20 protein-coding genes are annotated in these 22853 nt (G+C 73.9%); 8 read left to right on the top strand and 12 right to left on the bottom strand.

Annotated features, from left to right (window positions below; genetic code table 11):
- Positions 1 to 219: DUF3046 domain-containing protein (locus H9652_RS07115; protein ID WP_191795631.1), on the bottom strand; the 219-nt coding region annotated here is incomplete at its 3' end.
- Between the two features lie 119 nt (positions 220 to 338).
- Here H9652_RS07115 and H9652_RS07110 point away from each other — a divergent pair.
- Both H9652_RS07110 and H9652_RS07105 read left to right on the top strand, forming a co-directional pair.
- Complete coding sequence (locus tag H9652_RS07110; RefSeq protein ID WP_191795630.1) at positions 339 to 5399, top strand: Lhr family helicase; 5061 nt, start codon at positions 339 to 341, stop codon at positions 5397 to 5399.
- Between the two features lie 36 nt (positions 5400 to 5435).
- Positions 5436 to 6287: a DNA-formamidopyrimidine glycosylase family protein gene (locus H9652_RS07105; protein ID WP_191795629.1), complete on the top strand. Its 852-nt coding sequence runs from the start codon at positions 5436 to 5438 to the stop codon at positions 6285 to 6287.
- Positions 6288 to 6294: 7 nt separating this feature from the next.
- Here the strand turns inward: H9652_RS07105 and H9652_RS07100 are convergent, their stop codons facing one another.
- From H9652_RS07100 to pgsA, 3 genes are all read right to left on the bottom strand, one after another.
- On the bottom strand, positions 6295 to 6642 hold the full coding sequence (locus H9652_RS07100) for a helix-turn-helix domain-containing protein (protein ID WP_030150559.1): 348 nt from the start codon (positions 6640 to 6642) through the stop codon (positions 6295 to 6297).
- Between the two features lie 325 nt (positions 6643 to 6967).
- Positions 6968 to 7459 (bottom strand): CinA family protein, encoded by a 492-nt coding sequence (locus tag H9652_RS07095; RefSeq protein ID WP_191795628.1) that lies wholly within the window; start codon positions 7457 to 7459, stop codon positions 6968 to 6970.
- A 10-nt stretch (positions 7460 to 7469) separates the two neighbouring features.
- Positions 7470 to 8069, bottom strand: a complete 600-nt coding sequence (pgsA, locus tag H9652_RS07090; protein ID WP_191795627.1) for a CDP-diacylglycerol--glycerol-3-phosphate 3-phosphatidyltransferase — start codon at positions 8067 to 8069, stop codon at positions 7470 to 7472.
- 137 nt (positions 8070 to 8206) lie between these two features.
- Here pgsA and H9652_RS07085 point away from each other — a divergent pair, with 137 nt between their 5' ends.
- Positions 8207 to 9523 carry a CapA family protein gene (locus tag H9652_RS07085; protein ID WP_318244021.1) on the top strand — a complete coding sequence of 439 codons (1317 nt, stop codon included), beginning with the start codon at positions 8207 to 8209 and terminating at the stop codon, positions 9521 to 9523.
- A gap of 90 nt (positions 9524 to 9613) precedes the next feature.
- On the opposite strand, the gene H9652_RS07080 is transcribed toward H9652_RS07085, so the two are convergent.
- Entirely contained in the window at positions 9614 to 12409 is a 2796-nt protein-coding gene (locus H9652_RS07080; protein WP_191795626.1) for an FtsK/SpoIIIE family DNA translocase, read from the bottom strand.
- A gap of 165 nt (positions 12410 to 12574) precedes the next feature.
- On the opposite strand from H9652_RS07080, the gene H9652_RS07075 reads away from it, so the two are divergent.
- Complete coding sequence (locus tag H9652_RS07075) at positions 12575 to 13510, top strand: MBL fold metallo-hydrolase (RefSeq protein ID WP_191795625.1); 936 nt, start codon at positions 12575 to 12577, stop codon at positions 13508 to 13510.
- On the opposite strand, the gene H9652_RS07070 is transcribed toward H9652_RS07075, so the two are convergent.
- The 5 genes from H9652_RS07070 to dapA form a co-directional block, all read right to left on the bottom strand.
- Complete coding sequence (locus tag H9652_RS07070) at positions 13507 to 14046, bottom strand: hypothetical protein (RefSeq protein WP_191795624.1); 540 nt, start codon at positions 14044 to 14046, stop codon at positions 13507 to 13509. The two genes, H9652_RS07075 and H9652_RS07070, sit on opposite strands and share 4 nt — an antisense overlap.
- Before the next feature lie 8 nt (positions 14047 to 14054).
- On the bottom strand, positions 14055 to 14420 hold the full coding sequence (locus H9652_RS07065) for an Imm51 family immunity protein (RefSeq protein ID WP_191795623.1): 366 nt from the start codon (positions 14418 to 14420) through the stop codon (positions 14055 to 14057).
- A gap of 54 nt (positions 14421 to 14474) precedes the next feature.
- Complete coding sequence (locus H9652_RS07060) at positions 14475 to 15284, bottom strand: DUF4328 domain-containing protein (protein ID WP_191795622.1); 810 nt, start codon at positions 15282 to 15284, stop codon at positions 14475 to 14477.
- A gap of 97 nt (positions 15285 to 15381) precedes the next feature.
- Positions 15382 to 17067 carry a ribonuclease J gene (locus tag H9652_RS07055; RefSeq protein WP_191795621.1) on the bottom strand — a complete coding sequence of 562 codons (1686 nt, stop codon included), beginning with the start codon at positions 17065 to 17067 and terminating at the stop codon, positions 15382 to 15384.
- A 29-nt stretch (positions 17068 to 17096) separates the two neighbouring features.
- Positions 17097 to 18023, bottom strand: a complete 927-nt coding sequence (gene dapA, locus H9652_RS07050) for a 4-hydroxy-tetrahydrodipicolinate synthase (protein WP_191795620.1) — start codon at positions 18021 to 18023, stop codon at positions 17097 to 17099.
- Positions 18024 to 18188: 165 nt separating this feature from the next.
- Here dapA and H9652_RS07045 point away from each other — a divergent pair, with 165 nt between their 5' ends.
- From H9652_RS07045 to H9652_RS07030, 4 genes are read left to right on the top strand one after another with little or no spacing between them, the layout of a single operon-like run.
- Positions 18189 to 19667: an NAD-dependent succinate-semialdehyde dehydrogenase gene (locus tag H9652_RS07045; RefSeq protein ID WP_191795619.1), complete on the top strand. Its 1479-nt coding sequence runs from the start codon at positions 18189 to 18191 to the stop codon at positions 19665 to 19667.
- 5 nt (positions 19668 to 19672) lie between these two features.
- Positions 19673 to 20566 (top strand): AzlC family ABC transporter permease, encoded by an 894-nt coding sequence (locus H9652_RS07040; RefSeq protein WP_404822005.1) that lies wholly within the window; start codon positions 19673 to 19675, stop codon positions 20564 to 20566.
- Positions 20566 to 20886 (top strand): AzlD domain-containing protein, encoded by a 321-nt coding sequence (locus tag H9652_RS07035; protein ID WP_138824775.1) that lies wholly within the window; start codon positions 20566 to 20568, stop codon positions 20884 to 20886. The genes H9652_RS07040 and H9652_RS07035 overlap by 1 nt, the downstream gene beginning before the upstream one ends.
- Before the next feature lie 39 nt (positions 20887 to 20925).
- Positions 20926 to 21435 carry a GNAT family N-acetyltransferase gene (locus H9652_RS07030; protein WP_191795618.1) on the top strand — a complete coding sequence of 170 codons (510 nt, stop codon included), beginning with the start codon at positions 20926 to 20928 and terminating at the stop codon, positions 21433 to 21435.
- A gap of 93 nt (positions 21436 to 21528) precedes the next feature.
- Here the strand turns inward: H9652_RS07030 and H9652_RS07025 are convergent, their stop codons facing one another.
- The gene (locus tag H9652_RS07025) at positions 21529 to 21993 is read right to left on the bottom strand and encodes a hypothetical protein (protein ID WP_138824777.1); all 465 of its coding nucleotides are present in this window, start codon (positions 21991 to 21993) and stop codon (positions 21529 to 21531) included.
- Positions 21990 to 22709: a 4-hydroxy-tetrahydrodipicolinate reductase gene (dapB, locus tag H9652_RS07020; RefSeq protein WP_191795684.1), complete on the bottom strand. Its 720-nt coding sequence runs from the start codon at positions 22707 to 22709 to the stop codon at positions 21990 to 21992. The genes H9652_RS07025 and dapB overlap by 4 nt, the downstream gene beginning before the upstream one ends.
- Positions 22710 to 22853: the final 144 nt, after the last annotated feature.

Raw genomic sequence — 22853 nt, 5'->3', positions numbered from 1 at the left:
CGCCTGCCGATGCTTGTCGGTACCCCACCGCTGCGAGTCCGGCACCTCCAGCGCGTCGCACAGCGCGTGCCACACGTGCCGGGGCTCGACGCCGTCCTCGATCGCCTGGACCGCGGTGCGGTCGCCCAGGGCGCCCAGCACCTGGTCCCGGGTCAGGGCGCGACCGTAGGCCGATCCGAAGACCTCGTCCACCAGCTGCCAGAACTCTCGATACCGCACGGGGACAGCCTGCCACGTCCCGGGGGCTCCCCCGACATCGCGGCGCCTCCCCGCACACCGCCGGACCCGCGCGCGCCCGGCGGGGAGCGGTTGTGGGTGGCAGCGCCCACAATGGCGAGGTGACGTCCCCCGATCCTCTCGCCGGTTTCAGCGCTCCGACCCGCGCCTGGTTCGAGGGCGCGTTCGAGCGTCCGACGGCCGCGCAGGCGGGAGCGTGGGAGGCGATCGGGAGCGACCGGCACGCGCTCGTCGTCGCCCCCACGGGGTCGGGCAAGACCCTCGCGGCCTTCCTCTGGTCCCTCGACAGGCTGCTCAGCCCCGGCCCCGCCCCCGAGGGAACCGGTGCTCCCGACGACCCCGCGCACCGCTGCAAGATCCTGTACGTCTCCCCGCTCAAGGCGCTGGCCGCCGACGTCGAGCGCAACCTGCGCTCCCCGCTCGCGGGCATCCGGCAGGCCGCGGTGCGGCTCGGCACCACGGTCCCGGACGTCGTGGTGGGCACGCGCACGGGTGACACGCCCGCGAGCGAGCGGCGCCGGTTCGGGATCGCTCCCCCGGACATCCTCATCACGACGCCAGAGTCGCTGTTCCTCGTCCTGACGTCCCAGGCGCGCGCGGGTCTGGCCGGCGTGCAGACCGTCATCATCGACGAGATCCACGCCGTGGCCGGGACCAAGCGCGGGGCGCACCTCGCGGTCTCGCTCGAACGCCTCGACGCGCTGCTCCCCGTGCCTGCGCAGCGCGTAGGCCTGTCCGCGACGGTCCGCCCGGTCGAGGCCGTCGCGACGTTCCTCGCGGGGCACCGCCGCCCGGAGGACCAGGGGCGGGAGGTCGTCGTCGTGCAGCCTCCCTCGGAGAAGAAGATCGAGGTCGACATCGTCGTCCCCGTCCCGGACCTGGCCGACCTGCGCAGCGCGCCGGGCCCCGGCAGGGCCACCGGGGCCGAGGACCTTGCACCCCTGCCCGACGGCGAGCCCGACCTCTCGGGTCCCGCCACGGCCCGTCCGCCGCGCCCGTCGGTGTGGCCGCACGTCGAGGAGCGCGTGGTCGACCTCGTGGCCGAGCACCGCTCGACCCTGGTCTTCACCAACTCCCGGCGCGGGGCCGAGCGTCTCACGGCGCGCATGAACGAGGTCTGGGCCGAGCGGCAGGGCGAGGACGTGCCCGACGTCGGGACGCTCCAGCCCGCGCAGGTGCTGGCCCAGTCGGGGGCCGGCGCGGGCACGGACCCCGTGATCGCGCGCGCGCACCACGGCTCGATGAGCCGGGCCGAGCGCACACGCACCGAGACGGAGCTCAAGGACGGCCGCCTGCCCGCGGTGGTCGCGACGTCGTCCCTCGAGCTGGGCATCGACATGGGCGCGGTCGACCTCGTGGTCCAGGTCGGGGCGCCGCCGTCGGTCGCGAGCGGTCTCCAGCGCATCGGGCGCGCAGGACACCAGGTGGGCGCGGTGTCGCACGGCGTCGTGTTCCCGACCTTCCGGGGCGACCTGGTGCCGTCCGCAGTGATCGCGGACCGCATGCGGACCGGTCAGATCGAGCACCTGCACGTGCTGTCCAACCCGCTCGACGTGCTCGCGCAGCAGGTCGTCGCGATGGTCGCCCTCGACGACTGGACCGTCGGGGAGCTCGCGGCCCTCGTACGGCGCAGCGCGCCCTACGGGGCGCTGGGCGACGCGACGCTGCACGCCGTGCTGGACATGCTCGCGGGCCGCTACCCGAGCGAGGACTTCGGAGAGCTGCGCGCGCGGATCGTGTGGGACCGGACGTCTGGGGTGCTGAGCGGGCGGCCCGGAGCGCTGCGCCTGGCGGTCACGAGCGGCGGCACCATCCCCGACCGGGGCCTGTACGGGGTGTTCCTCGCGACGGACCCCGCTACGACGGCGGGCCCCGAGGACACGGCCGGGGTGCTCGGCGACGCGCCCGGGGGCGCCGCGACGGGCTCGCGGGCGCGTGGCGGGCGGCGCGTGGGCGAGCTCGACGAGGAGATGGTCTACGAGTCGCGCGTGGGCGACACGTTCACTCTCGGGTCGAGCACGTGGCGCATCGAGGACATCACCCCGGACCGCGTGCTCGTGACCCCGGCCCCGGGCGCCCCCGGACGCCTGCCGTTCTGGAAGGGCGACTCGCCGGGCCGCCCGGCCGCGCGCGGCCGGGCCGGGGGTGCCTGGGGGCGCGAGCTCGAGACCCTTGCCGCGTCGGGCGGCCCGCTCGCGGAGCGGCTGCGCGACGCGGGTCTCGACGCCTGGGCGACCGACAACCTCATGGCCTATCTCGGGGACCAGCGCGAGGCCACGGGGCGTGTGCCCGACGACCGGACGGTCGTGGTCGAGCGCTTCCGCGACGAGCTGGGCGACTGGCGCGTCGTCATCCACTCGCCCTACGGGGCCAAGGTCCACGCGCCGTGGGCGCTCGTCCTGGGTGCGCGGCTGCGCGACCGGTACGGCCTGGACGCCGCAGCCATGCACTCGGACGACGGGATCGTGCTGCGGCTGCCGGACCTGGGCGACGGCGGCTGGGGCGACGAGCCCGGCGGCGTCGCCGGACCGGGTGCCGCCGGACCGGGAACCGCGGGGTCGCCCGTCGTGACGGCCGAGGACCTGCTGCTCGCCCCGGAGGAGGTCCTCGACGAGGTACGGGCCGAGCTCGGCGGCTCGATCATGTTCGCGGCGCGTTTCCGCGAGGCCGCCGCCCGGGCCCTGCTGCTCCCCCGGCGGCGCCCCGACAAGCGGCAGCCCCTGTGGCAGCAGCGGCAGCGCTCGGCCCAGCTCCTGTCGGTCGCGAGCGAGTACCCCGAGTTCCCGATCGTGCTGGAGGCCGCGCGCGAGTGCCTCCAGGACGACTTCGACGTCGCGGCGCTGACCGACCTCATGCGGGACCTGGCCGCGGGCCGGGTCCGTCTGGTCGACGTCACGACCCCGACCCCGTCCCCCTTCGCGCAGTCCTTGCTGTTCGGGTACACCGCCCAGTTCCTGTACGACGGCGACGCTCCCCTCGCGGAGCGTCGGGCGGCCGCGCTGTCTCTCGACCCGACGCTGCTCGCCGAGCTGCTCGGCACCGAGGGCGGGGCGTCACAGCTCGCCGACCTGCTCGACCCCGAGTCGGTCGAGCGCACCGAGGCCGAGCTCGGCGCCCTGGTGCCGAACCGTCAGGCCCGCCACGCGGAGGACGCCTGGGACCTGCTGCGTCGCCTGGGTCCGCTGCCGGTCGCGGAGGTCGTCCGGCGCACGCGCGAGGAGGTGCGCGACGAGGCGCCCGCATGGCTCGCCACCCTGGAGGGGGCGCGCCGGGTGATCCAGGTGCGTCTGGCCGGGGTGCCCGACGACGTCGCGCAGCAGTGGGCCGTGGTCGAGGACGCCGGGCGGCTCCGGGACGCGCTGGGCGTCGCCCTGCCGACGGGGATCCCCGAGGTGTTCACCGAGCCCGTACCCGACCCGCTGGGTGACCTCGTGCGACGCCACGCCCGCACGCACGGCCCGTTCTCGGCGCACGAGGTCGCGGCCCGGTTCGGGATCGGGGTGGCCGTCGCCACCGGGGTGCTGCGCCGGCTCGAGACCGCGCGCGTGCTCGTGTGCGGGCGGCTCCGCCCCGAGTCTCTCGGCGGGACGGGCGAGGAGTGGTGCGACGCCGAGGTCCTGCGGACCCTGCGGCGTCGGTCGCTCGCTGCGCTGAGGGCCGAGGTCGAGCCCGTCGCCCCCGAGGCCCTCGGGGTCTTCCTGCCACGCTGGCACGGCATCGGCACGCTGCGGGGCACCGACGGGCTGCTGCGCGTCGTCGAACAGCTCTCGGGCGCCGCGGTCCCCGCCTCGGCCCTCGAGACGCTCGTGCTGCCCTCACGCGTGACCGACTACTCGCCCGCGCTGCTCGACGAGCTGACCACCACGGGCGAGGTCCTGTGGTGCGGCCACTCGTCGCTGCCCGGGGGCAAGGACGGGCTCGTGAGCCTGCACCTCGCGGACGCCGCTCCCCTCACGCTCCCCGACGCGACCCCGCTCGAGGAGGACGGGCCGCTCGACAGCGACCTGCACCGGGCCGTCGCGGACCTGCTGACCGGCTCGGGAGGGTTCTTCCTGCCGCGCATCGCCGAGCTCGCGGGCGCATCCCAGGCGGCGACGCTCGAGGCCCTGTGGGACCCGGTGTGGGCGGGCTGGGTCACGAACGACGGCCTGGGTGCCCTGCGCAGCCGCCTCGGTCCCGGGGGCGGGGCGCACCGCGCTCCCCGCGCTCCCGTCCGCGCCCGCCCGCTGGCACGGGGACGCTTCGCCTCGCTCGGCGCGGGCGCGTCGGGGTCGGTCCGCGGCGAGAGCGACCTGCGCGGCGGCTCGGGGCGCTGGTCCGCGCTGCCGGCCCGCGAGCTCGACCCCACTCGCCGCACGCACGCCCTCACCAGGGTGCTGCTCGACCGTCACGGCGTCCTGACACGTGGCGCGGCCCCGTCGGAGGGCGTCACGAACTACTTCCGCGGCGTCTACCGTGTGCTGTCGGAGCTCGAGACGACGGGCACGGTCCGGCGCGGCTACTTCGTCGAGCACCTCGGCGGTTCGCAGTTCGCGCTGCCGGGAGCGGTCGACCAGCTCCGCACGGACGCGCAGGACCGGGAGCACGCCGAGGAGTCGGCGGGACGCCGCGAGCTCGCTGCGCTGCTGCTCGCCGCGACCGACCCGGCCAACCCCTACGGTGCGGCACTGCCGTGGCCCGAGCCGCGGGTGCCGCACGAGCCGGGCGGCGGGTCCCCGCTCGGGATCGCGGCACCCGGCTCGGCGAGAGCGGCGACGGACGCCGCGACGGGAGCCTCGCGTGCGTCGACCTCGACCGCCCTCCTGACCGCCCACGCGGCGACCACCCGGCCCGCGCCCCGCGCGACGCACCGTCCCGGGCGCAAGGTGGGCTCCGTCGTCGTGCTCGTGGGCGGGGACCTGGTGCTGTACGTCGAGCGCGGCGGGCGGTCGCTGATCTCCTTCGGGGACGACTCGCCGTCCGCCGCCCGCCGCCTCGCGACGGCGTGCACCGAGCTGGCGCGCGCCTCCCGGGCCGGGCTGCTCGGCAAGATGGTGATCGGGCGGATCGACGGGATCGACGCCCTGGCGGGAGCGGGCAGCACCGCGTCGCGCGCGTTCGGCGTCACGGCCGCACTCATGGAGGCCGGGTTCCGGCCCACGCCGCGGGGGCTGCGCGCATGAGCACCGCCCGGGGTGCGCACCGGACGGGGGCGCACCGTGCCTGAGGGCGACGTCGTCCGGGTCACCGCGCAGCGTCTCGACGCCGCGCTGAGCGGGCGCGCGCTGGAACGTGCCGAGCTGCGCTGGGCCGAGGCGGGTGGGACCGACCTGACCGGGCGGACCGTGACCGAGGTGCTGGCGTACGCCAAGCACCTCCTGACCCGCCTCGACGACGGCACGACACTGCACACGCACCTGCGCATGGAAGGGCAGTGGCGCATCGCCCGGACCGGGTCGGCCGCTGCCGTCGCGCGGGGAAGCGAGGTGCGGGCGGTCCTCGCGAACGAGACCTGGACGTGCGTCGGCGAACGGCTCGGGATGCTCGACGTGGTCCGCACGCGCGACGAGCACCTGCTCCTGGGGCACCTGGGCCCCGACATCCTCGCAGCGGACTTCCTCACGGCCCCCGAGACCGGCATGGGGCTCGCGCTGACCCGACTGCGCGCGGCCGCCGCCGAGGGCGGGTTCCCCGCGCAGGTCACGGTGGGCGGGAGCGCGTCCCTGGACCCACGGAGCGCGCAGCTGCCGATCGCCGACGCGCTGCTCGACCAGCGCGGGGTCTCGGGGCTCGGCACCATCTACACGGCCGAAGGTCTGTTCGCCCAGCGGCTGTGGCCGTGGACGCCCGTCGACGACGTCTCGGACCACGACCTGGAGGCCCTGCTGCGCACGACCCGCGGACTGATGCTCCGCAGCGTCGCGGAGGGCGTCGGCACGGTGCGCCGGCACGTCCACGGCAGAGCACGACGGGCGTGCCACCGATGTGGCACGCCCGTCGCTGTCGCTCCGGCGAACCAGGCGCCGTTCGAGCGACCGATCTTCTGGTGTCCGACCTGTCAGAGGCCCTGAGCCTCCGTCAGCCGACCGGCTGGAGGTCCTCCCGCATGCGTCGCGCGCTCTCGGCCGCAGCACCGCGACCCATGAGGCTCGTGGCGAAGTCGGCGGGGATGGTGTCCGGGATCATGAGGCCCTCGGCCACGGCGACCCGGTCGCTGACCTCTCGGAGCACGACCGACATGGGGATGTCGAGCGCCTCGCAGATCGAGCCCAGGAGCTCGGACGACGCTTCCTTCTGGCCACGCTCGACCTCGCTGAGGTATCCCAGGGAGACGCGTGCAGCCGAGGACACCTCTCGCAGGGTGCGGCCCTGTCGCTGGCGAGCGTCTCGCAGCACGTCCCCGATCTCTCGTCGAAGAACAATCATCTGGCGGCCCCCTTCCGTGTCCCGTGCGATCGACGGAGCCTGCCTGGCTCCTGTGGTGGTTCGCTGACCTGTCGTTCCCCGCGCTCCTCGCGTGGGGATCGTCCTACCGTACCCCGCACCCGGGGTAGTCTCATGCGCTGATCTGTTGAATGGCCTCTTGGCGATCACGTGCTGTTCAACGCGCTTCCTCCCAGGGTTGTTCCCGCACCAGGGAGACGTCCACGACGTTGCCGGGAGTTCACGAACTCTCCACGCGCTCCCCAGCGCTCGCCCTCGTGCGGACCAGCCCATGGCACGTCCGGCCACCGGCCGACCTCCACAGAGATCACCCGGTGACGACACCCCGCGCGAGCGCCAGGAGGTGCACGACCGTGGCCTCACGGACCGCCGCCCGGTCACCGTCGAGGTGCAGCTCGGCGATCTCGGTGCGCTCGGGCGACGCCACGGCCACGTGGACGAGCCCCGGGCGCTTGCCGTCCTGCGGGTCCGGGCCGGCCACCCCGGTCGTCGCGAGCCCGACGTCCGCCCCCAGGAGGCGCCGAACCCCCAGTGCCATCTGCCGCGCGACCTCGGGGTCGACGGCGCCGCGGACGGCGAGCAGCTCGGCGTCGACCCCCAGCACGCTCGCCTTGAGATCGGTCGCGTACGCCGTGACACCGCCCCTCAGCACCGAGGAGGCTCCCGGGACGGCCACCAGGCGGGCCGTGACGAGCCCGCCCGTCAGCGACTCGGCGACCGCGAGGGTCCAGCCCCGCGACGCGAGCAGGGTCAGGAGGTCCGCAGCGTCGGTCGCAGGCGTCGGGTCCGCGCTCGCCATCGGTACCGGCTCAGTCCTGCCCGGCCGTCTTCGCCGCGCGCAGCGCGTCGCGCCGCAGCCGCCAGCCCTGGTACGCGTACTCCACCCCGGTCACCACCGTGACGACCAGCGCCGCGACGAGGACGACCCAGCCGACCACCGAGATCCACGACGGCATCTGGTCGAGCGGGAGCAGGAAGATCGAGATCGCGACCGACTGCAGGACCGTCTTGAGCTTGCCGCCGCGCGAGGCCGGCATGACCGTGTACTTGAGGACCGCGAACCGCATGAGCGTGATGCCCAGCTCACGAGCGAGGATGACGATCGTGACCCACCACGGCAGGTCACCGAGGGCGGAGAGCAGGACCAGCGCGGCCCCGATCAGCAGCTTGTCGGCGATGGGGTCGAGCAGCTTGCCGAGGTCCGTGACGAGGTCGTACTTCCTGGCCAGGTAGCCGTCGACCCGGTCCGTCGCGGCGGCGAGGACGAACAGCGCCGTCGCGACCAGACGCCAGGTGACCGTGTGCCCGCCGTCGGCGAGCAGCGCCCACGCGAAGAAGGGGACCACGGCGATCCGGGCGATAGTGACCGCGTTCGCGGAGTTCCAGGGGGACGGGACGGCTGTGACCACACGACAAGCGTAGGCGCTGCACGCCCCCTCGTCCGACCAGGGACGGATTCCGACCGAACGGACAACCCCGGACACAACGACCGTCCTCGGTCTCACCGATGTACGGTCCGTCGATCCGAGGGGCTAGTCTCGGCGCCGTGACACGCCATGCGCGGCCCGACGGCGGGCAGCGCCACCTTCTCCAGATGCTCGCTGTCGGCGTCGCGACCACAACGCTCGCGACGCTCGGTGCCTTGGTGCTCGACGCGGGCCGCACGCCTGCCGCAGGACCGCCCGTGGCCGCGGCGACGCCGGCCGCGGAGGTCGCGCGCCGTCCCGAGCCGGACGCCGTCTTCACCGTGGTCGCGACAGGTGACGTGCTCCCCCACCTCCCGGTCCACGTCTCGGCTCGGGCCGAGGTCGGCGGCTACGACTTCAGCGACGTCCTCGCCGGGACCGACGCCTGGGTCCGCGGTGCCGACCTCGCGCTGTGCCACCTCGAGGTCCCGCTCACCCCTCCGGGCGTCCGGCCCACCGGCTATCCCCTGTTCGCGGCCGACGCGCACCTCGCGACCGACCTGCGCGAGCAGGGCTGGGACGGCTGCTCGACGGCGTCGAACCACTCCGTGGACCAGGGCCGCGCCGGCGTGGCCGCCACCCTCGATGCCCTCGACGCCGCAGGGCTGGGGCACGTCGGCACCGCCCGCAGCGCCGCAGAGGCCGCGGTCCCCGCCCTCTACACGCTCGAGCGGGCCGGACGGTCGATCGTCGTGGCGCACCTCGCGGGCACGTACGGGACGAACGGCGTGCCGATCCCTGCCTCGGCGCCCTGGTCGGTCACGCTGCTCGACGGCGTCGACCTCGTCGAACGTGCTCGGGCCGCGCGCGAGGCGGGGGCCGACCTGGTGATCGTGAGCATGCACTCCGGCGTCGAGTACTCGACGCCCCCGACCGACGAGCAGGTCGAGCTCGCGACGCTCCTCGCCGCCTCGGGACAGGTGGACCTGCTGCTCGGGCACCACGCCCACGTCCCGCAGCCGACCGCTCTTCTGCCGGGTGGTCCTGACGGGCAGGGCATGTGGGTCGCGTACGGGCTCGGCAACTACGTCTCGAACCAGGACGGCGACTGCTGCGACGCACGGACCGACTCGGGCCTGCTCGTCACCGCGACCATCACCCAGCCCGCGGACGCCCGGGCCCGCGTGACAGGTTTCGAGTGGACGGCGGTCACGGTCGACCGGCTCGGCAAGCACGCGGTCCTGGCGCTCGCCGACCTCGCGGGAGACGGCACGAGCACCCTCAGCCCGGCCGCCCTCACCGCTCGGTACGACCGGGTCAGGACCGCGGTCGGGGACGCCGCCCCAGAACGCGTCTCTCCCCCGGTCGCCACAGGGCCGCCACCGACCGTCGGGTCCCGGACCGCAGGCGTGGCCGCCGTCGGGACCGTTGCGGCCCGGACGGGGGCGTCGGGCTGACCCGCGTCCGGCTGACCTCCGGCGCTGGACGAGCAGCCGACCGGGCGGCCGGGCGAGGTCCGTCCGCGAGCCGAGGTCCGCGGGCACGACTCAGCGCTCGCGCCAGTCCGCCTCGTCGTCGGCGTCGTCGTGGTACTCCTGGGCGACGGGAGGCATGTGCCCGTCGGCGCCGTCGGAGTAGTCGCGGCCGTTCCCTGCCGCCGGCCCATCGCCGCCCGACTCCCCGTCGTAGACCTCGGCCCCTGGCTCGCCGCGCAGCATCGCGAGCGTCCCGGGCAGGTCCTCGGCCGTGAGCAGGACCTCGCGGGCCTTGGACCCCTCGGAGGGCCCGACGATCTCTCGCGACTCGAGCAGGTCCATGAGGCGCCCGGCCTTGGCGAAGCCGACGCGCAGCTTGCGCTGCAGCATCGACGTCGAGCCGAACTGGGTCGTGATCACGAGCTCGGCGGCCTGCAGCAGCAGGTCGAGGTCGTCGCCGATGTCCTCGTCGACCTGCTTCTTGGTCGCGGCCGAGGCCGCGACGTCGGTCCGGTAGGACGGCTTGAGCTGCGCCTTGACGTGCTCGACGACGGCGTGGACCTCGCTCTCGGCGACCCACGCACCCTGCACGCGCATGGGCTTGGCGGCCCCCATGGGCAGGAAGAGCGCGTCGCCCTGGCCGATGAGCTTCTCGGCACCGGGCTGGTCGAGCACGACGCGCGAGTCCGCGAGCGAGGACGTCGCGAACGCGAGACGCGAGGGCACGTTGGCCTTGATGAGGCCCGTGACGACGTCGACCGACGGGCGCTGGGTCGCGAGCACCAGGTGGATGCCCGCGGCGCGCGCGAGCTGGGTGATGCGCTGGATCGAGGCCTCGACGTCGCGCGGGGCGACCATCATGAGGTCCGCGAGCTCGTCGACGACCACGAGCAGGTACGGGTACGTGGCGATCTTGCGCTCCGAGCCCGGCAGCGGCTTGACCTTCCCGGCCCGGACCGCTGTGTTGAAGTCGTCGATGTGCTTGTACCCGAACATCGCGAGGTCGTCGTAGCGCGCGTCCATCTCGCGCACCACCCACTCGAGGGCCTCGGCGGCCTTCTTGGGGCTCGTGATGATGGGCGTGATGAGGTGCGGGATGCCCTCGTAGATCGTGAGCTCGACGCGCTTGGGGTCCACCAGGACCATGCGCACCTCCTCGGGCGTGGCCCGCATGAGGATCGAGACGATCATGGAGTTGATGAAGCTCGACTTGCCGGCGCCCGTGGCACCGGCGACGAGGATGTGCGGCATCTTCGCGAGGTTCGCGACGACGTACCCGCCCTCGACGTCCTTGCCGACGCCCATGACCATGGGGTGCTCGGTGCGTCGGGCCACGGAGGAGCGCAGCACGTCGCCCAGGACCACGGTCTCGCGGTCGGTGTTGGGGATCTCGATGCCGATCGCGGACTTGCCCGGGATGGGCGAGAGGATGCGCACGTCGGCCGAGGCCACCGCGTAGGCGATGTTCTTGGACAGGTTCGTGATGCGCTCGACCTTGACGGCCGGACCGACCTCGACCTCGTAGCGGGTCACGGTCGGTCCGCGCGTGAAGCCCGTGACCTTGGCGTCGATCTCGAACTGCTCGAAGACGCGCGTGAGCGACTCGACCACGCGGTCGTTCGCCGCGGAGCGCACCTTGTGGGGCGCCCCCTTGACGAGGTCGTCCTCCGAGGGCAGCACGTAGACCGTGTCGCCCTCGAGCATGGGCTGGACGCCGCGAGGCACGGGGTTGTTGGGCGGCGGCGGGGGCGCGCTGGGTGAGGGGGCCGTCCTGCCGAGCGACGGGATGACCTGCGTCGGCAGGTCGGCCGCGTCCTCGTGCGCGTCGGGCGGCGGCGGGGGGCCCACCGGTCCGGGGCGGCGCCCGCGGGCGCTCTTGCGGGCCGCTTCCTCCTCGGCCTCGAGCATCGCGGCGCGCTCGAACGCCTCGTCGCCGACGTAGCCGCCGTCGAGCCGTTCGCGCTCGGCCGCCTCGGCCTCGCGCTCGGCCTTGGTCTTGCGGGCGCGTCCGACGCGGCGCTTGCGCGGCGCCTCGTCGGTGCCGTCGTGACGTGAGACGCCGTCGGCGAGCTGCAGACCGTCGTCGTCGTGGGGGCCGCGGCCGTCCTCGCCGTCCCGGTGGTTGCCGGTCAACCGGTCGTAGATGCCGCGCAGGCGGCTCGGGATCGCGTGCACGGGCGTCGCGGTGACCACGAGGATCCCGAAGAAGCCCAGCAGCAGGAACAGCGGAACGGCGAACCACTCGGTGAGCCCCGTGTGGACCGGGGTCGCGAAGAGGTAGCCGATCACGCCACCCGCGTCCTGGACGGCCGCGAAGCCGTCGCGCGGGGCCGGCAGGTCCTCGGCGATGTGCACCAGGGAGCAGACCGACACGACGATGAACGAGAGCCCGATCGTGACGCGCGAGTTCGCCTGCGTCCGCTCGGGGTGCCTCATGATCCGGACGGCCAGCCAGATGAGCAGGACGGGCAGGGCGACCGCGGCGACGCCGAAGACACCTGCCGAGACCGCATGGACGGCGGTGCCGAACGCGCCCGAGATCCCCCACCACTCGCGGGCCGCGACGATCACGGCGAGTGCCAGGAGGAGGAACGCGACGCCGTCGCGCCGATGTGAGGGGTCCAGCTCTCTTGCTCCCTTGCCGATGCTGCGGGTGACCGCGCCGACCGCGTGCGCGCACCCCAGCCACAGGCCGCGCACCGCGCGGACGGGCCAGGGCGCAGGCCGGGCGGCCGGTCTGCGTGGTGACGAGCCCCGCGGAGCGCGGGACGCGCTCGAAGGTCCCCCCGATCTGCCCGTCGCGCCACGCGAGGTGGTCTTGCGGGAGGTCGTGGGCCGTTTCGCCGAGGTGGACGTCCGGGTCGCCATAGTACGCACCACCGTACCCGTGCACGCCAGGTCGACCCCGCACCCCGAGGGTGCGTGTCCTGTGACGAATCCGGCAGCGTTCACGGCCTGCGTCGGGACACGGCACCCGGGCGCGTCGGGCGGGAGCGGTCGCGACGGGTGGCCGAACCGGGGCAGGATCGGGACATGAGCACCCCTCCCCCGCTGCGCGAGCTGCACGAGATCGCCGACGGCGTGCACGTCGCGACGGCCGAGATCTGGACGAGCCTCACGACGGTCGTCGTGGCCCCGGACGGACGCGCCCTGGTCGTGGACCCGGGCATCACGGTCGCCGAGGTCGAGTCCCTCGCGGCCCAGATCGCCCACCGTGGCTGGCGCGTCACCGCCGGGTTCTCGACCCACCCGCACTGGGACCACGTCCTGTGGTCGCGGTCGCTGGGCGACGTCCCGCGCTGGGCCTGCCCGACGGCGGTGCGCGCCCAGCAGCGGAGCCTCGCCGAGGACCTCGTGAAGGTCGAGCGCGAGGCGCCGGGGCACGACCTCACGCTGTTCGGTCGCCTCAGGCCGATTCCCGTGTCCGGGACGGGTGGCTCCACAGGGGGCGCACACCCGGACGTGCTGCACCTGCCGTGGCCTGACGGACCGCGGCACGCTACGCCGTCGGGCGCAGGGGCGATGCCCGCCGCGATGCCGGGGGCGGGTGGCGAACCGGTCGTGCTCGTGGTCGAGCACCAGGCGCACGCGCCCGGCCACGGTGCGCTCGTCCTGCCGGACGCCGGGGTGATCGTGGTGGGAGACATGCTCTCGGACGTCGAGGTACCCCTCCTGGACCTCGAGTCCCCCGACCCCGTGGGCGAGTACCGCGCGGGTCTCGACGTGCTCGAGCACGCAGTCTCCGAGCACGGCGTGCACACCCTGGTCCCCGGGCACGGGCACGTGGCCACGGGCAGCGACGCGATCTGGGAGCGCTTCGGCGCCGACCGGGCCTACCTGGACGCCCTGGAGGCGGCCGCCGACGGCGACGCAGACGGCCCCGACGGCTCGGAGGACCCCCGCGTCACGGGCGAGTGGGTCGTGGGCGAGCACCGCAAGCAGCTCGACCACCTGCGCCGCGCACGCTAGCCGGTACGGGCGGGCGTCAGGCACTCGAGGTCGGCGACCGCTCGCTCAGCGAACGGTGCGCTCGACGCGCGCAGCCTGGGCAGCGCCTCGGTCAACGACCGACCGAGGTGCGTCAGGGCATTGAGGCCCGTGCTCGACCAGACCGCCAGCTCGCCGTCACCGGTCCGTGAATCGGTGTCCCAGAGCAGAGCGTCGCCGTTCTCGCTGAACGCGAAGACGACGAGCCGCCGGGCGATCGACCAGTCCCCGTCGGGCTCCACCATCCAGTCGAACTCCTCGGCCTCGCCGTCCTGGTAGGCCGCACGGAAGCGGTCGGTGAGGTGCGCGGCGCGGTGCTGCCAGCCGTCCGCGAACCCGTCCGCGGCGGGTGGGTACACGAGCCAGAGACCGAACAGGCGGCAGAACCCCGCCCGCAGGACGAGCCGCCGGTAGGAGGGCGGGAAGCCCTGCCCGTCGTCGAACCGGAAGCCGTCCAGCAGCTCGGTCGCGACGGCACTGGTGGCGGGCGTACCGGTGAGCGTGAGCGCGTCGGTCACGGGAGGCGTCAGTCGTCGAAACCGAGCTCGACCGACCGTGCGAGGGCGGCATCCAGGGCGGCGTCGTCGGCGATGATCCGCGACAGGTGCCGGGCCGCGACCAGGAGCGCGTCGAGATCCGTGCCGTAGACGCTCAGCATCCCGCCCTCGGGGTCGAACCCGACGGCGTCGAGCGTCGCGGGCGACTCGTCGGTGAGCACTGCCTGGAGGGCTCCCGCGAAGTCGTAGCCCGAGCCCTCGACGCCGTGACGCTCGAGCGCGTCCTTGTGCTGGAGATACTCGGGCCCGCCGGGAGAGTAGATGATGCTCGAGCTCGCGTCGTGGGTCACGAGCAGGACCGGGGCGAGGTCGGCGAAGTCTGCTGAGGTTGCCATGACCGCGATGCTAGCGAATCGCACCGACACGACCTCGCCCCGGGGTGCGGGTCCTCAGGACCAGCCGGGCGCCGGTACCTGCAGAGGCGCCGGCACGCCGTCGGTCGCAGCACGCTGGCCGGCGGACACCTCACGGACGATCTTGGCCCACAGCAGCGCCGCCACGACGACCGCTGCCGCTGCGACGCCGTCGAACACAGGCAGCGCGACCCAGACGTCCGGGTTGTCGGAACCCAGGAGCCGGGCGCTGGCGTTGGTCGCGAACCCGAAGGCCAGCCATGCCGCCCACCACCCGCCCGGGCCCTGCCCCTGCACGCGCAGCGTCGCAGCGCGCACGTCCCGCACGACCTGGTACGGGAACCAGAACGCCACGACGGGCACGAACCACCCGAGCCACACCCAGACACGTGATCGCGCATGGGGCCACCCGGGGCTCACCGTCTCGGCGAACGTCCGGCTCTTCCAGAGCCACACGATCGTCACGACCGCCGCAGCGATCTCGAGGACGACGACGAGCGTCGACAGGTTGTCGTAGGCGTCGAGCACCCCGGTCGACACCTGCTCCCCGGCGACGAGCGCCTGGAGCGTCGAGACGGCCGGGACGGACACCAGGAACTGGACCACGACCACCAGGGCGACGAGCGCGGCCAGCACGAGTGACGCCGTGCCCAGACCGGACGCGACAGGTCGCGGCGGCACCTGCCCCCAGGCCGCCGTGGGCGGCGGGTACCCGCCGGAGTACTGCGGGGCCGGGTGGGCAGGGAAGCCCGGGGGTGGCGGGTAGCCGCCCGGAGGCTGAGGTGCCGGAGGCATCCCCTGGTAGCCCTGCGACGGCGGGACGTCGGCAGGTTGCTGGTAGGACAAGGCGGCCTCCTGAGGCTCGGACGGAGCGCCAGGATAGCGCTCCGCCCGAGCCCGTCGGGCGCATCGTCCGGGAGGGACGACGCGCCCGGAAGGACCGTCAGGCCTCGACGACGACCGGGACGATCATCGGGCGACGACGAAGGCGGTTCGACACCCAGCGGCCGACCACGCGGCGCATGACCTGCTGGAGCTGGTGGACGTCCGTGGCACCCCCCGCGATCGAGTCCTCGAGGGCCTGGACGACCTGCGGGCGGACGTCCTCGAACACGGCGTCGTCCTCGGCGAAACCGCGCGCGAGGATGTGCGGGCCGGCGATGACCTTGCCGGTCGCTGAGTCGACCACGGCGAACAGCGAGATGAAGCCCTCCTCGCCGAGGATCTGACGGTCCTTGAGCTCCGCGTCCGTGAGCTCGCCGACGCTCGACCCGTCCACGTACACGTAGCCGCACGGCACCGCGCCCACGACCGAGGCCTTGCCGTCGACGAGGTCGACGACCACGCCGTCCTCGGCGAGGACGACACGGTCGGCAGGCACGCCCGTCTTGACCGCGAGCGCGCCGTTCGCGACGAGGTGACGGACCTCGCCGTGCACCGGCATGACGTTCTTGGGCCGCAGGATGTTGTAGCAGTAGATGAGCTCGCCCGCGCTCGCGTGGCCCGAGACGTGCACCTTGGCGTTGCCGCCGTGCACGACGCGCGCGCCGAGGCGCGTGAGGCCGTTGATGATGCGGAAGACCGCGTTCTCGTTGCCCGGGATGAGCGACGACGCGAGGATCACGGTGTCGCCGTGGCCGACCGAGACCTTGTGGTCGCCGTTGGCCATGCGCGACAGCGCGGCCATGGGCTCGCCCTGCGAGCCCGTGCACATGAGCACGATCTCGTCGTCGCGCAGCGAGTCGACCTTCTTGAGGTCGATGAGGACGCCGTCCGGCACCTTGAGGTAGCCGAGCTCGGCCGCGATGCCCATGTTGCGGACCATCGAGCGACCGACGAGCGCCACCCGGCGCCCGTGGTTGTGCGCGGCGTTGAGGACCTGCTGGACGCGGTGCACGTGCGAGGAGAAGGACGCGACGATGATCCGCTTGTCCGAGGCGCCGAAGACGCTGTCCAGGACGGGGCCGATCTCCACCTCGGGGGTCACGAAGCCCGGGACCTCGGCGTTGGTCGAGTCGACCATGAACAGGTCGACGCCCTTCTCGCCCAGGCGCGCGAAAGCGCGCAGGTCCGTGACGCGGCCGTCGAGCGGCAGCTGGTCCATCTTGAAGTCGCCCGTGTGCAGGACCGTGCCGGCCCCCGTGGTGACCGCGACCGCGAGGGCGTCCGGGATGGAGTGGTTGACCGCGACGAACTCGCAGCTGAAGGGGCCGAACGCGACCGTCTCGTCCTCCTTGACCACGCGGGTCACGGGGGCGATGCGGTGCTCCTTGAGCTTGGCCGAGATGAACGCGAGCGTGAGCTGCGAACCCACCAGGGGGATGTCGCGGCGCAGGCGCAGCAGGTACGGCACGGCACCGATGTGGTCCTCGTGGCCGTGCGTCAGGATGATCGCCTCGATGTCGTCGAGACGGTCCTTGATGTAGTCGAAGTCCGGCAGGATCAGGTCCACGCCGGGCTGGTTGTCCTCGGGGAAGAGGACGCCGCAGTCGATGACGAGCAGACGCCCGTCGTACTCGAGGACGGCCATGTTGCGTCCGACCTCGCCGAGCCCGCCGAGGGCGACGATGCGCAGGGCACCTGCCTGCAGCGCGGGGGGAAGGGACAGTTCGGGGTGAGGGTGGCTCACGGGGCCTCCTGGCCTGTAGTTCAGCTTGTTCAGCGTGGCCGCGGGGTCGCCGGGTCCAGCAGGCCGGAGGCCTCCAGACCGGCGCGGACGACGGCGACCTCGTCGTCCGTGGCTGCGACGTACGGCAGCCTGAGGTATCGGTTCTCGGTGACTCCGAGGAGCTGGAGCGCGGCCTTGGCCATGACGGCCTGGAAGCCCGCTCCGTTGATGGCGTCGATCGTGGGGATCGCGGTGCGGAAGGCCGCGAGCGCGCCCACGTGGTCGCCGGCGTCGAACGCCGAGACGACCTGGGCGAAGCGCGAGCCGACCGCGTGGGCGGACACGGAGACGATGCCGACCGCGCCGTGCGCGAGGAACGACAGCAGCATGCTGTCGTCGCCGCTGTACCAGGCGAGCCCGGTCGACTCGATGAGCCTGGCCGCGGTGTAGACGTCGCCCGAGGCGTCCTTGTTCGCCACGATCCGCTCGTGCGCGGCGAGGCGCTCGATCGTCGCGGGGGCGATGCGGACGCCTGAGCGACCGGGCACGTCGTAGATCATGACGGGTAGCGGCGTGGCGTCGGCCACGGCCGTGATGTGGCGGTACAGGCCCTCCTGGGAGGGGCGCGAGTAGTAGGGGCTCACGACGAGGAGCCCGTGGGCGCCCGCCTCCGCGGCCTGCTCGGCCATGCGGACGGCGTGCTGGGTGTCGTTCGAGCCAGCGCCCGCGATCACGTGCGCGCGGTCCCCGACGGCGTCGACCACCGCGCGAACCAGCTCCGCCTTCTCCGGTGCGTGCGTCGTGGGCGACTCCCCCGTGGTCCCGCTCAGGACGATCCCGTCGTTCCCGTTGTCCACGAGGTGCTTCGCGACCTTGACCGCCGCGTCGAGGTCGACCTCTCCGGCGAGGGTCATCGGGGTGACCATCGCGGTCAGGACGGCGCCGAACGGTCGGGCCTGCGTGGGGGGAAGTGCCATGTGCACAAACTACCGCGCGCGCGACCGAAACGGCGTGTCGGTCCACGGGTCGCGCGGGCCGGGCGCGAGGTTCTGCGGTGTTCGAGGCACAGGTCACCTCGGCGGGTCGCCGACGGACGAGAACCCGTCGATGCGAACCCGCGCCGCGCGCGTGATACTCGAACCATGTCGCCCGCCACGAACGCCCTGTCCCCCGCCCTGGTCTCGCACCTGCCGACCGGGCTGCTGATCGGTGGCCAGTGGGGCCCGGCCGAGGACGGTCGGACGTTCGAGGTCGCCGACCCGGCGACCGAGGAGGTCCTGTTCGACGTCTCGGACGCGAGCCCCGCGGACGGTCTGCGCGCGCTCGAGGCCGCGCACGCCGCGGCCCCGGCCTGGCGTGCTGTCGCGCCGCGCGAACGCTCCGAGCTGTTGCGCGCGGTCTTCACGACGCTGACGGCCCGCGCGGACGACATCGCCGCGCTCATCACGGCAGAGTGCGGCAAGCCTCTCGCCGAGGCCCGCGCCGAGGTCGTGTACGGCGCCGAGTTCCTGCGCTGGTACGCCGAGCAGGCCGTGCGCACCGACGGCCTGGTCCGCACGGCACCGGGCGGGGCGAACCGGCAGCTCGTCTCGCGTCGCCCCGTGGGTCCGGCGCTGCTCATCACGCCGTGGAACTTCCCGATCGCGATGGCCACACGAAAGATCGGCCCGGCGCTCGCCGCGGGCTGCACGGTCGTGATCAAGCCCGCGCACCTGACCCCGCTCACGACGTCCCTGGTCGCGGAGATCATCCGTGGGCACCTGGAGGACCGTGGCCTGCCGGCGGGCGTGGTCAACGTCGTGCCGACGTCGTCGGCGTCGGAGGTGACCACTCCCCTGCTCGCGGACCCGCGCCTGCGCAAGCTCTCCTTCACGGGGTCCACGGGCGTGGGCCGCACGCTCCTCAAGGGGGCCGCGGACCAGGTCCTGCGGACCTCGATGGAGCTCGGCGGCAACGCGCCGTTCCTCGTCTTCGCGGACGCCGACCTCGACGCCGCGGTCGAGGGTGCGCTCGTCGCCAAGCTCCGCAACACGGGTCAGAGCTGCGTCGCGGCCAACCGCTTCCTGGTGCACGACGCGGTCGCGCGCGACTTCGGCCAGCGCCTCGCCCGGGCGTTCGGGGAGCTGCGCGTCGGGCCGGGCAGCGAGGAGGGCGTGCAGGTCGGGCCGCTCATCGAGGCCAAGGCCGTCGACAAGGTCGACGAGCTGGTCTCGGTCGCCTCCGACGAGGGCGCGCAGGTCCTCACGGGCGGCGACCGTCCGCGCTCGCCCGGGCACTTCTACTCCCCCACGGTCCTGACCGGTGTCGATGCCGGCTCGCGCGTGGTGACCGAGGAGATCTTCGGCCCGGTCGCCCCGATCGTGGCGTTCGCCGACGACGACGAGGGCATCGCCCTGGCCAACGACACCGAGTACGGCCTCGCGGCCTACGCCTACACCCGGGACCTCGCACGCGCCGTGCGCGTGGGCGAGGAGGTCGACGCCGGGATGATCGGGATCAACCGCGGCCTGGTCTCGGACGCGAGCGCACCCTTCGGCGGCATGAAGCAGTCCGGGCTCGGGCGCGAGGGCGGCGAGGCAGGGCTCGAGGAGTACCTCGAGACCGTGTACGTCGCGCTCTGACCCAGGTGACGATCTCTTCCGGGGCCGACTCACCCCTGCGCGCCGAGCCCCCGGCTAGACCCGACGAACGCACCGAGGTGCGTGCCGCCGTCCGGCAGGCCGTGTCCGTCTCGGTCGCCACGGGCCTGTACGGCATCTCGTTCGGGGCGCTGTCCGTGGTCGCCGGGCTGGACCTGCCGCAGACCATGGTCCTGAGCCTGCTCATGTTCTCGGGCGGCTCGCAGTTCGCGCTCCTCGGCGTCGTGGCCTCGGGCGGGACGTCGGCCGCCGCGGTCACGACTGCGGGCCTGCTCGGCCTGCGCAACACCCTGTACGGCGCCCAGCTCTCGCCGCTGCTCGCGCTGCACGGCTGGCGGCGCGTGCTCGCGGCCCACGTCACGATCGACGAGTCGACGGCCGTCGCGACCGCGCAGCGCAGCAAGGCGGCCTTCCGGGCGGGGTTCTGGTGGACCGGGATCGGGATCTTCGTCGTGTGGAACCTGCTCACGCTCGTCGGCGCTCTCGCCGGGGACGCGATGGGCGACCCCAAGGCGTGGGGCCTCGACGCCGCGGCGGGCGCGGCGTTCCTCGCGCTCCTGTGGCCCCGCCTCGCGAGCCGCGTCATGCAGCTCACCGCCGCGCTCGCGGTCGTCGTGGCGGTCGCGCTGCTCCCGTTCGTACCGCCCGGGGTCCCCGTGCTCGCGGCGGCCGCCGTGGCCATCGTGGTCGGGCAGGTCGCCCGGCAGCCGCGCCAGCCCGTGACCGTCACGGCGTACGTGCCCGACGGCGCCGCTCCCTCTTCGCCCGCTCCCTCACCCGAGGCTCCGCCCGCCAGCACGCGTCCGGCCGACCCGGCCGGACAGGGTGATCCATCCACCCCGACCGACCCGCCCACGACCGACCGCACCGAGGAGCCCTGATGTCCGACGCCGCCCTGTGGGCCACCGTGATCGCGGCCTCGCTCGTGTGCCTCGGGCTCAAGCTCGCGGGGCACCTGATCCCCGAGCACTGGCTCGCGTCCGACCGCGTCGCGCGCACCGCTGCCCTCGTCACGGCCTCCCTGCTCGCAGCGCTCGTCGCGGTCCAGACCGTCGGGGACGGTCAGGGGATCACGCTCGACGCGCGACTCCCGGCGCTCGGCGTCGCGGCGGTCGCGCTCGCCCTGCGGGCGCCGTTCCTCGTCGTCGTGATCCTCGCGGCGGCGACCGCCGCGGGGCTGCGGGCACTCGGCCTCGCGTGACGAGCCTCCCCGGCCACGGCCTCGGGTAGGGTCTGGCGAATGGCCCTCTTCAGCGAGTCGGCGGACGTCTCCGTCCGTCCGGCAGTCCCCGGCGACGAGGTCGCGATGACCGCGATCCAGATCGAGTCCTGGCGCACCGCGCACGCCGACGTGCTCGGTGCGGCCGTCCTCGACGCGCTCGACGTCCCCCGGATGCAGGAGCAGTGGGCCGGGGCGGTGTCCTCCCCGCCGGGGCCCGGCTTCGCGGTGCTCGTGGCCCTCGCTGCGGACCGCGTCGTGGGCTTCGCAGCCGTCGCCCCGGGCCAGCTCGTCGCGCTCGAGGTCCTGCCTGCTCACCAGCGCGGGGGGCACGGCTCGCGGCTGCTGTCCGCGGCCGTCGACCGGCTGCGCCAGGACGGCTCCGCGGAGGTCGTGGCCTGGATCCTGGACGGCGACACCGCGCGCGAGCAGTTCCTGGGCGGCGCGGGCCTGGGCCCTGACCAGCGGACCCGGACGCTGGCGACCGGGGTGCGCGACGTCGTCGAGCACCGGTGGAGCGCCACGATCTGAGGCGGTTCCGTAGGTCACCCGCGCGGGGTCCACGCCACCGTGCCCGACGGCGTACCCCACCCGGCCTTGCCGCTCGGCCGGGCGCGTCCCGTCCTAGCGGGAGGCCTTGCGCTCGGCCCGGTACATGCCCGCGGCCTTGCGCAGCATGGCGCGTGCCCGCTTGCGGTCCCCCGACGCGTCGTACGCGAACGCCACGTGGTACCAGGACCGCCAGTCGTCGGGGTGCTCCTCCGCGTGGGCCCGGTGCTCCTCGAACGCCGCGTCGGCCGCGGCGCGGTCGATGCGTCCGCCCGGTGAGCGCGGCAGGTCGTCGACGGGCAGCTCGCCCGCGGCGGCGAGCTCGTCGGCCATCTTCTGGACCGTGACCGCGAGCCAGAACTCCCACGCGATCAGCCCGATCACGAGGAGCGGGATGAGCAGGACGCCGATCCCGATCGCGATCCCCACGGGCTCGCCCGTCCCCACGAGCGCCTGCGCACGGCCCAGGATCGCCCACACGTAGATCGCGAGCAGGGCCGTGACGACGACGGCCCCGATCAGGCCCTTGCGTGACCTCACGAGAGGTCCATGACGTTCTCGAGCCCGACCGTCAGACCCGGGCGCGAGACGACCTCACGGATGCCGAGCAGCACGCCGGGCATGAACGACACGCGGTCGAACGAGTCCTGGCGGATGATGAGCTGCTCGCCCTCGTTGCCGAAGAGGATCTCCTCGTGCGCGACCAGGCCGCGCAGGCGTACCGCGTGCACCCGGACCCCGTCGACGTCGGCGCCGCGCGCCTCCCAGCCGGACTCGGTCGCGTCGGGGCTCGCGCCCAGCCCCGCCTCCGCACGGGCCTTGGCGATGGCGCCCGCCGTGTGCGTCGCGGTGCCGCTGGGGGCGTCGACCTTGTTCGGGTGGTGCAGCTCGATGACCTCGGCCGACTCGAAGTAGCGCGCCGCCTTGGCCGCGAACGTCATGGCGAGCACGGCCGACAGGCCGAAGTTCGGGGCGATCAGCACGCCGACGCTCGTACCCTCGGTCGCCTTGCGCCCCAGGTGCGCGACGAGGCGCCCGCGGCTCACGTCCGTCCAGCCCGTGGTACCCACGACCGCGTGCACGCCGAGGTCGATGAGAGCGTGCACGTTGTCCTCGGTGACCGCGGGGACCGTGAAGTCGACCGCGACCTGGGCGCCCGCGGCGGCGACCTGCGCGACGTCGTCCCCCGCGTCGATCCGGGCGACGAGCTCCATGTCCGGGGCGGCCTCGACCGCCGCGCACACCGTGGCGCCCATGCGCCCGGCCGCGCCGAGGACGGCGACCTTGATCGGCGTCGGGGCAGCGGTCTCGTGGGGGGGCTGGGGGGAGCTCTGAGGGGTCACGTCGTTCGAGGTCACGCGACAACCCTAGCCGCAACGCGAGGAGGGGCGGGGGGGGGG

This window comes from Oerskovia rustica, assembly GCF_014836555.1.
GTDB classification, from domain to species: domain Bacteria; phylum Actinomycetota; class Actinomycetes; order Actinomycetales; family Cellulomonadaceae; genus Oerskovia; species Oerskovia rustica.
Note: the sequence above shows the minus strand (reverse complement) of the source record. Positions and strands in the feature narration are given on the sequence as shown.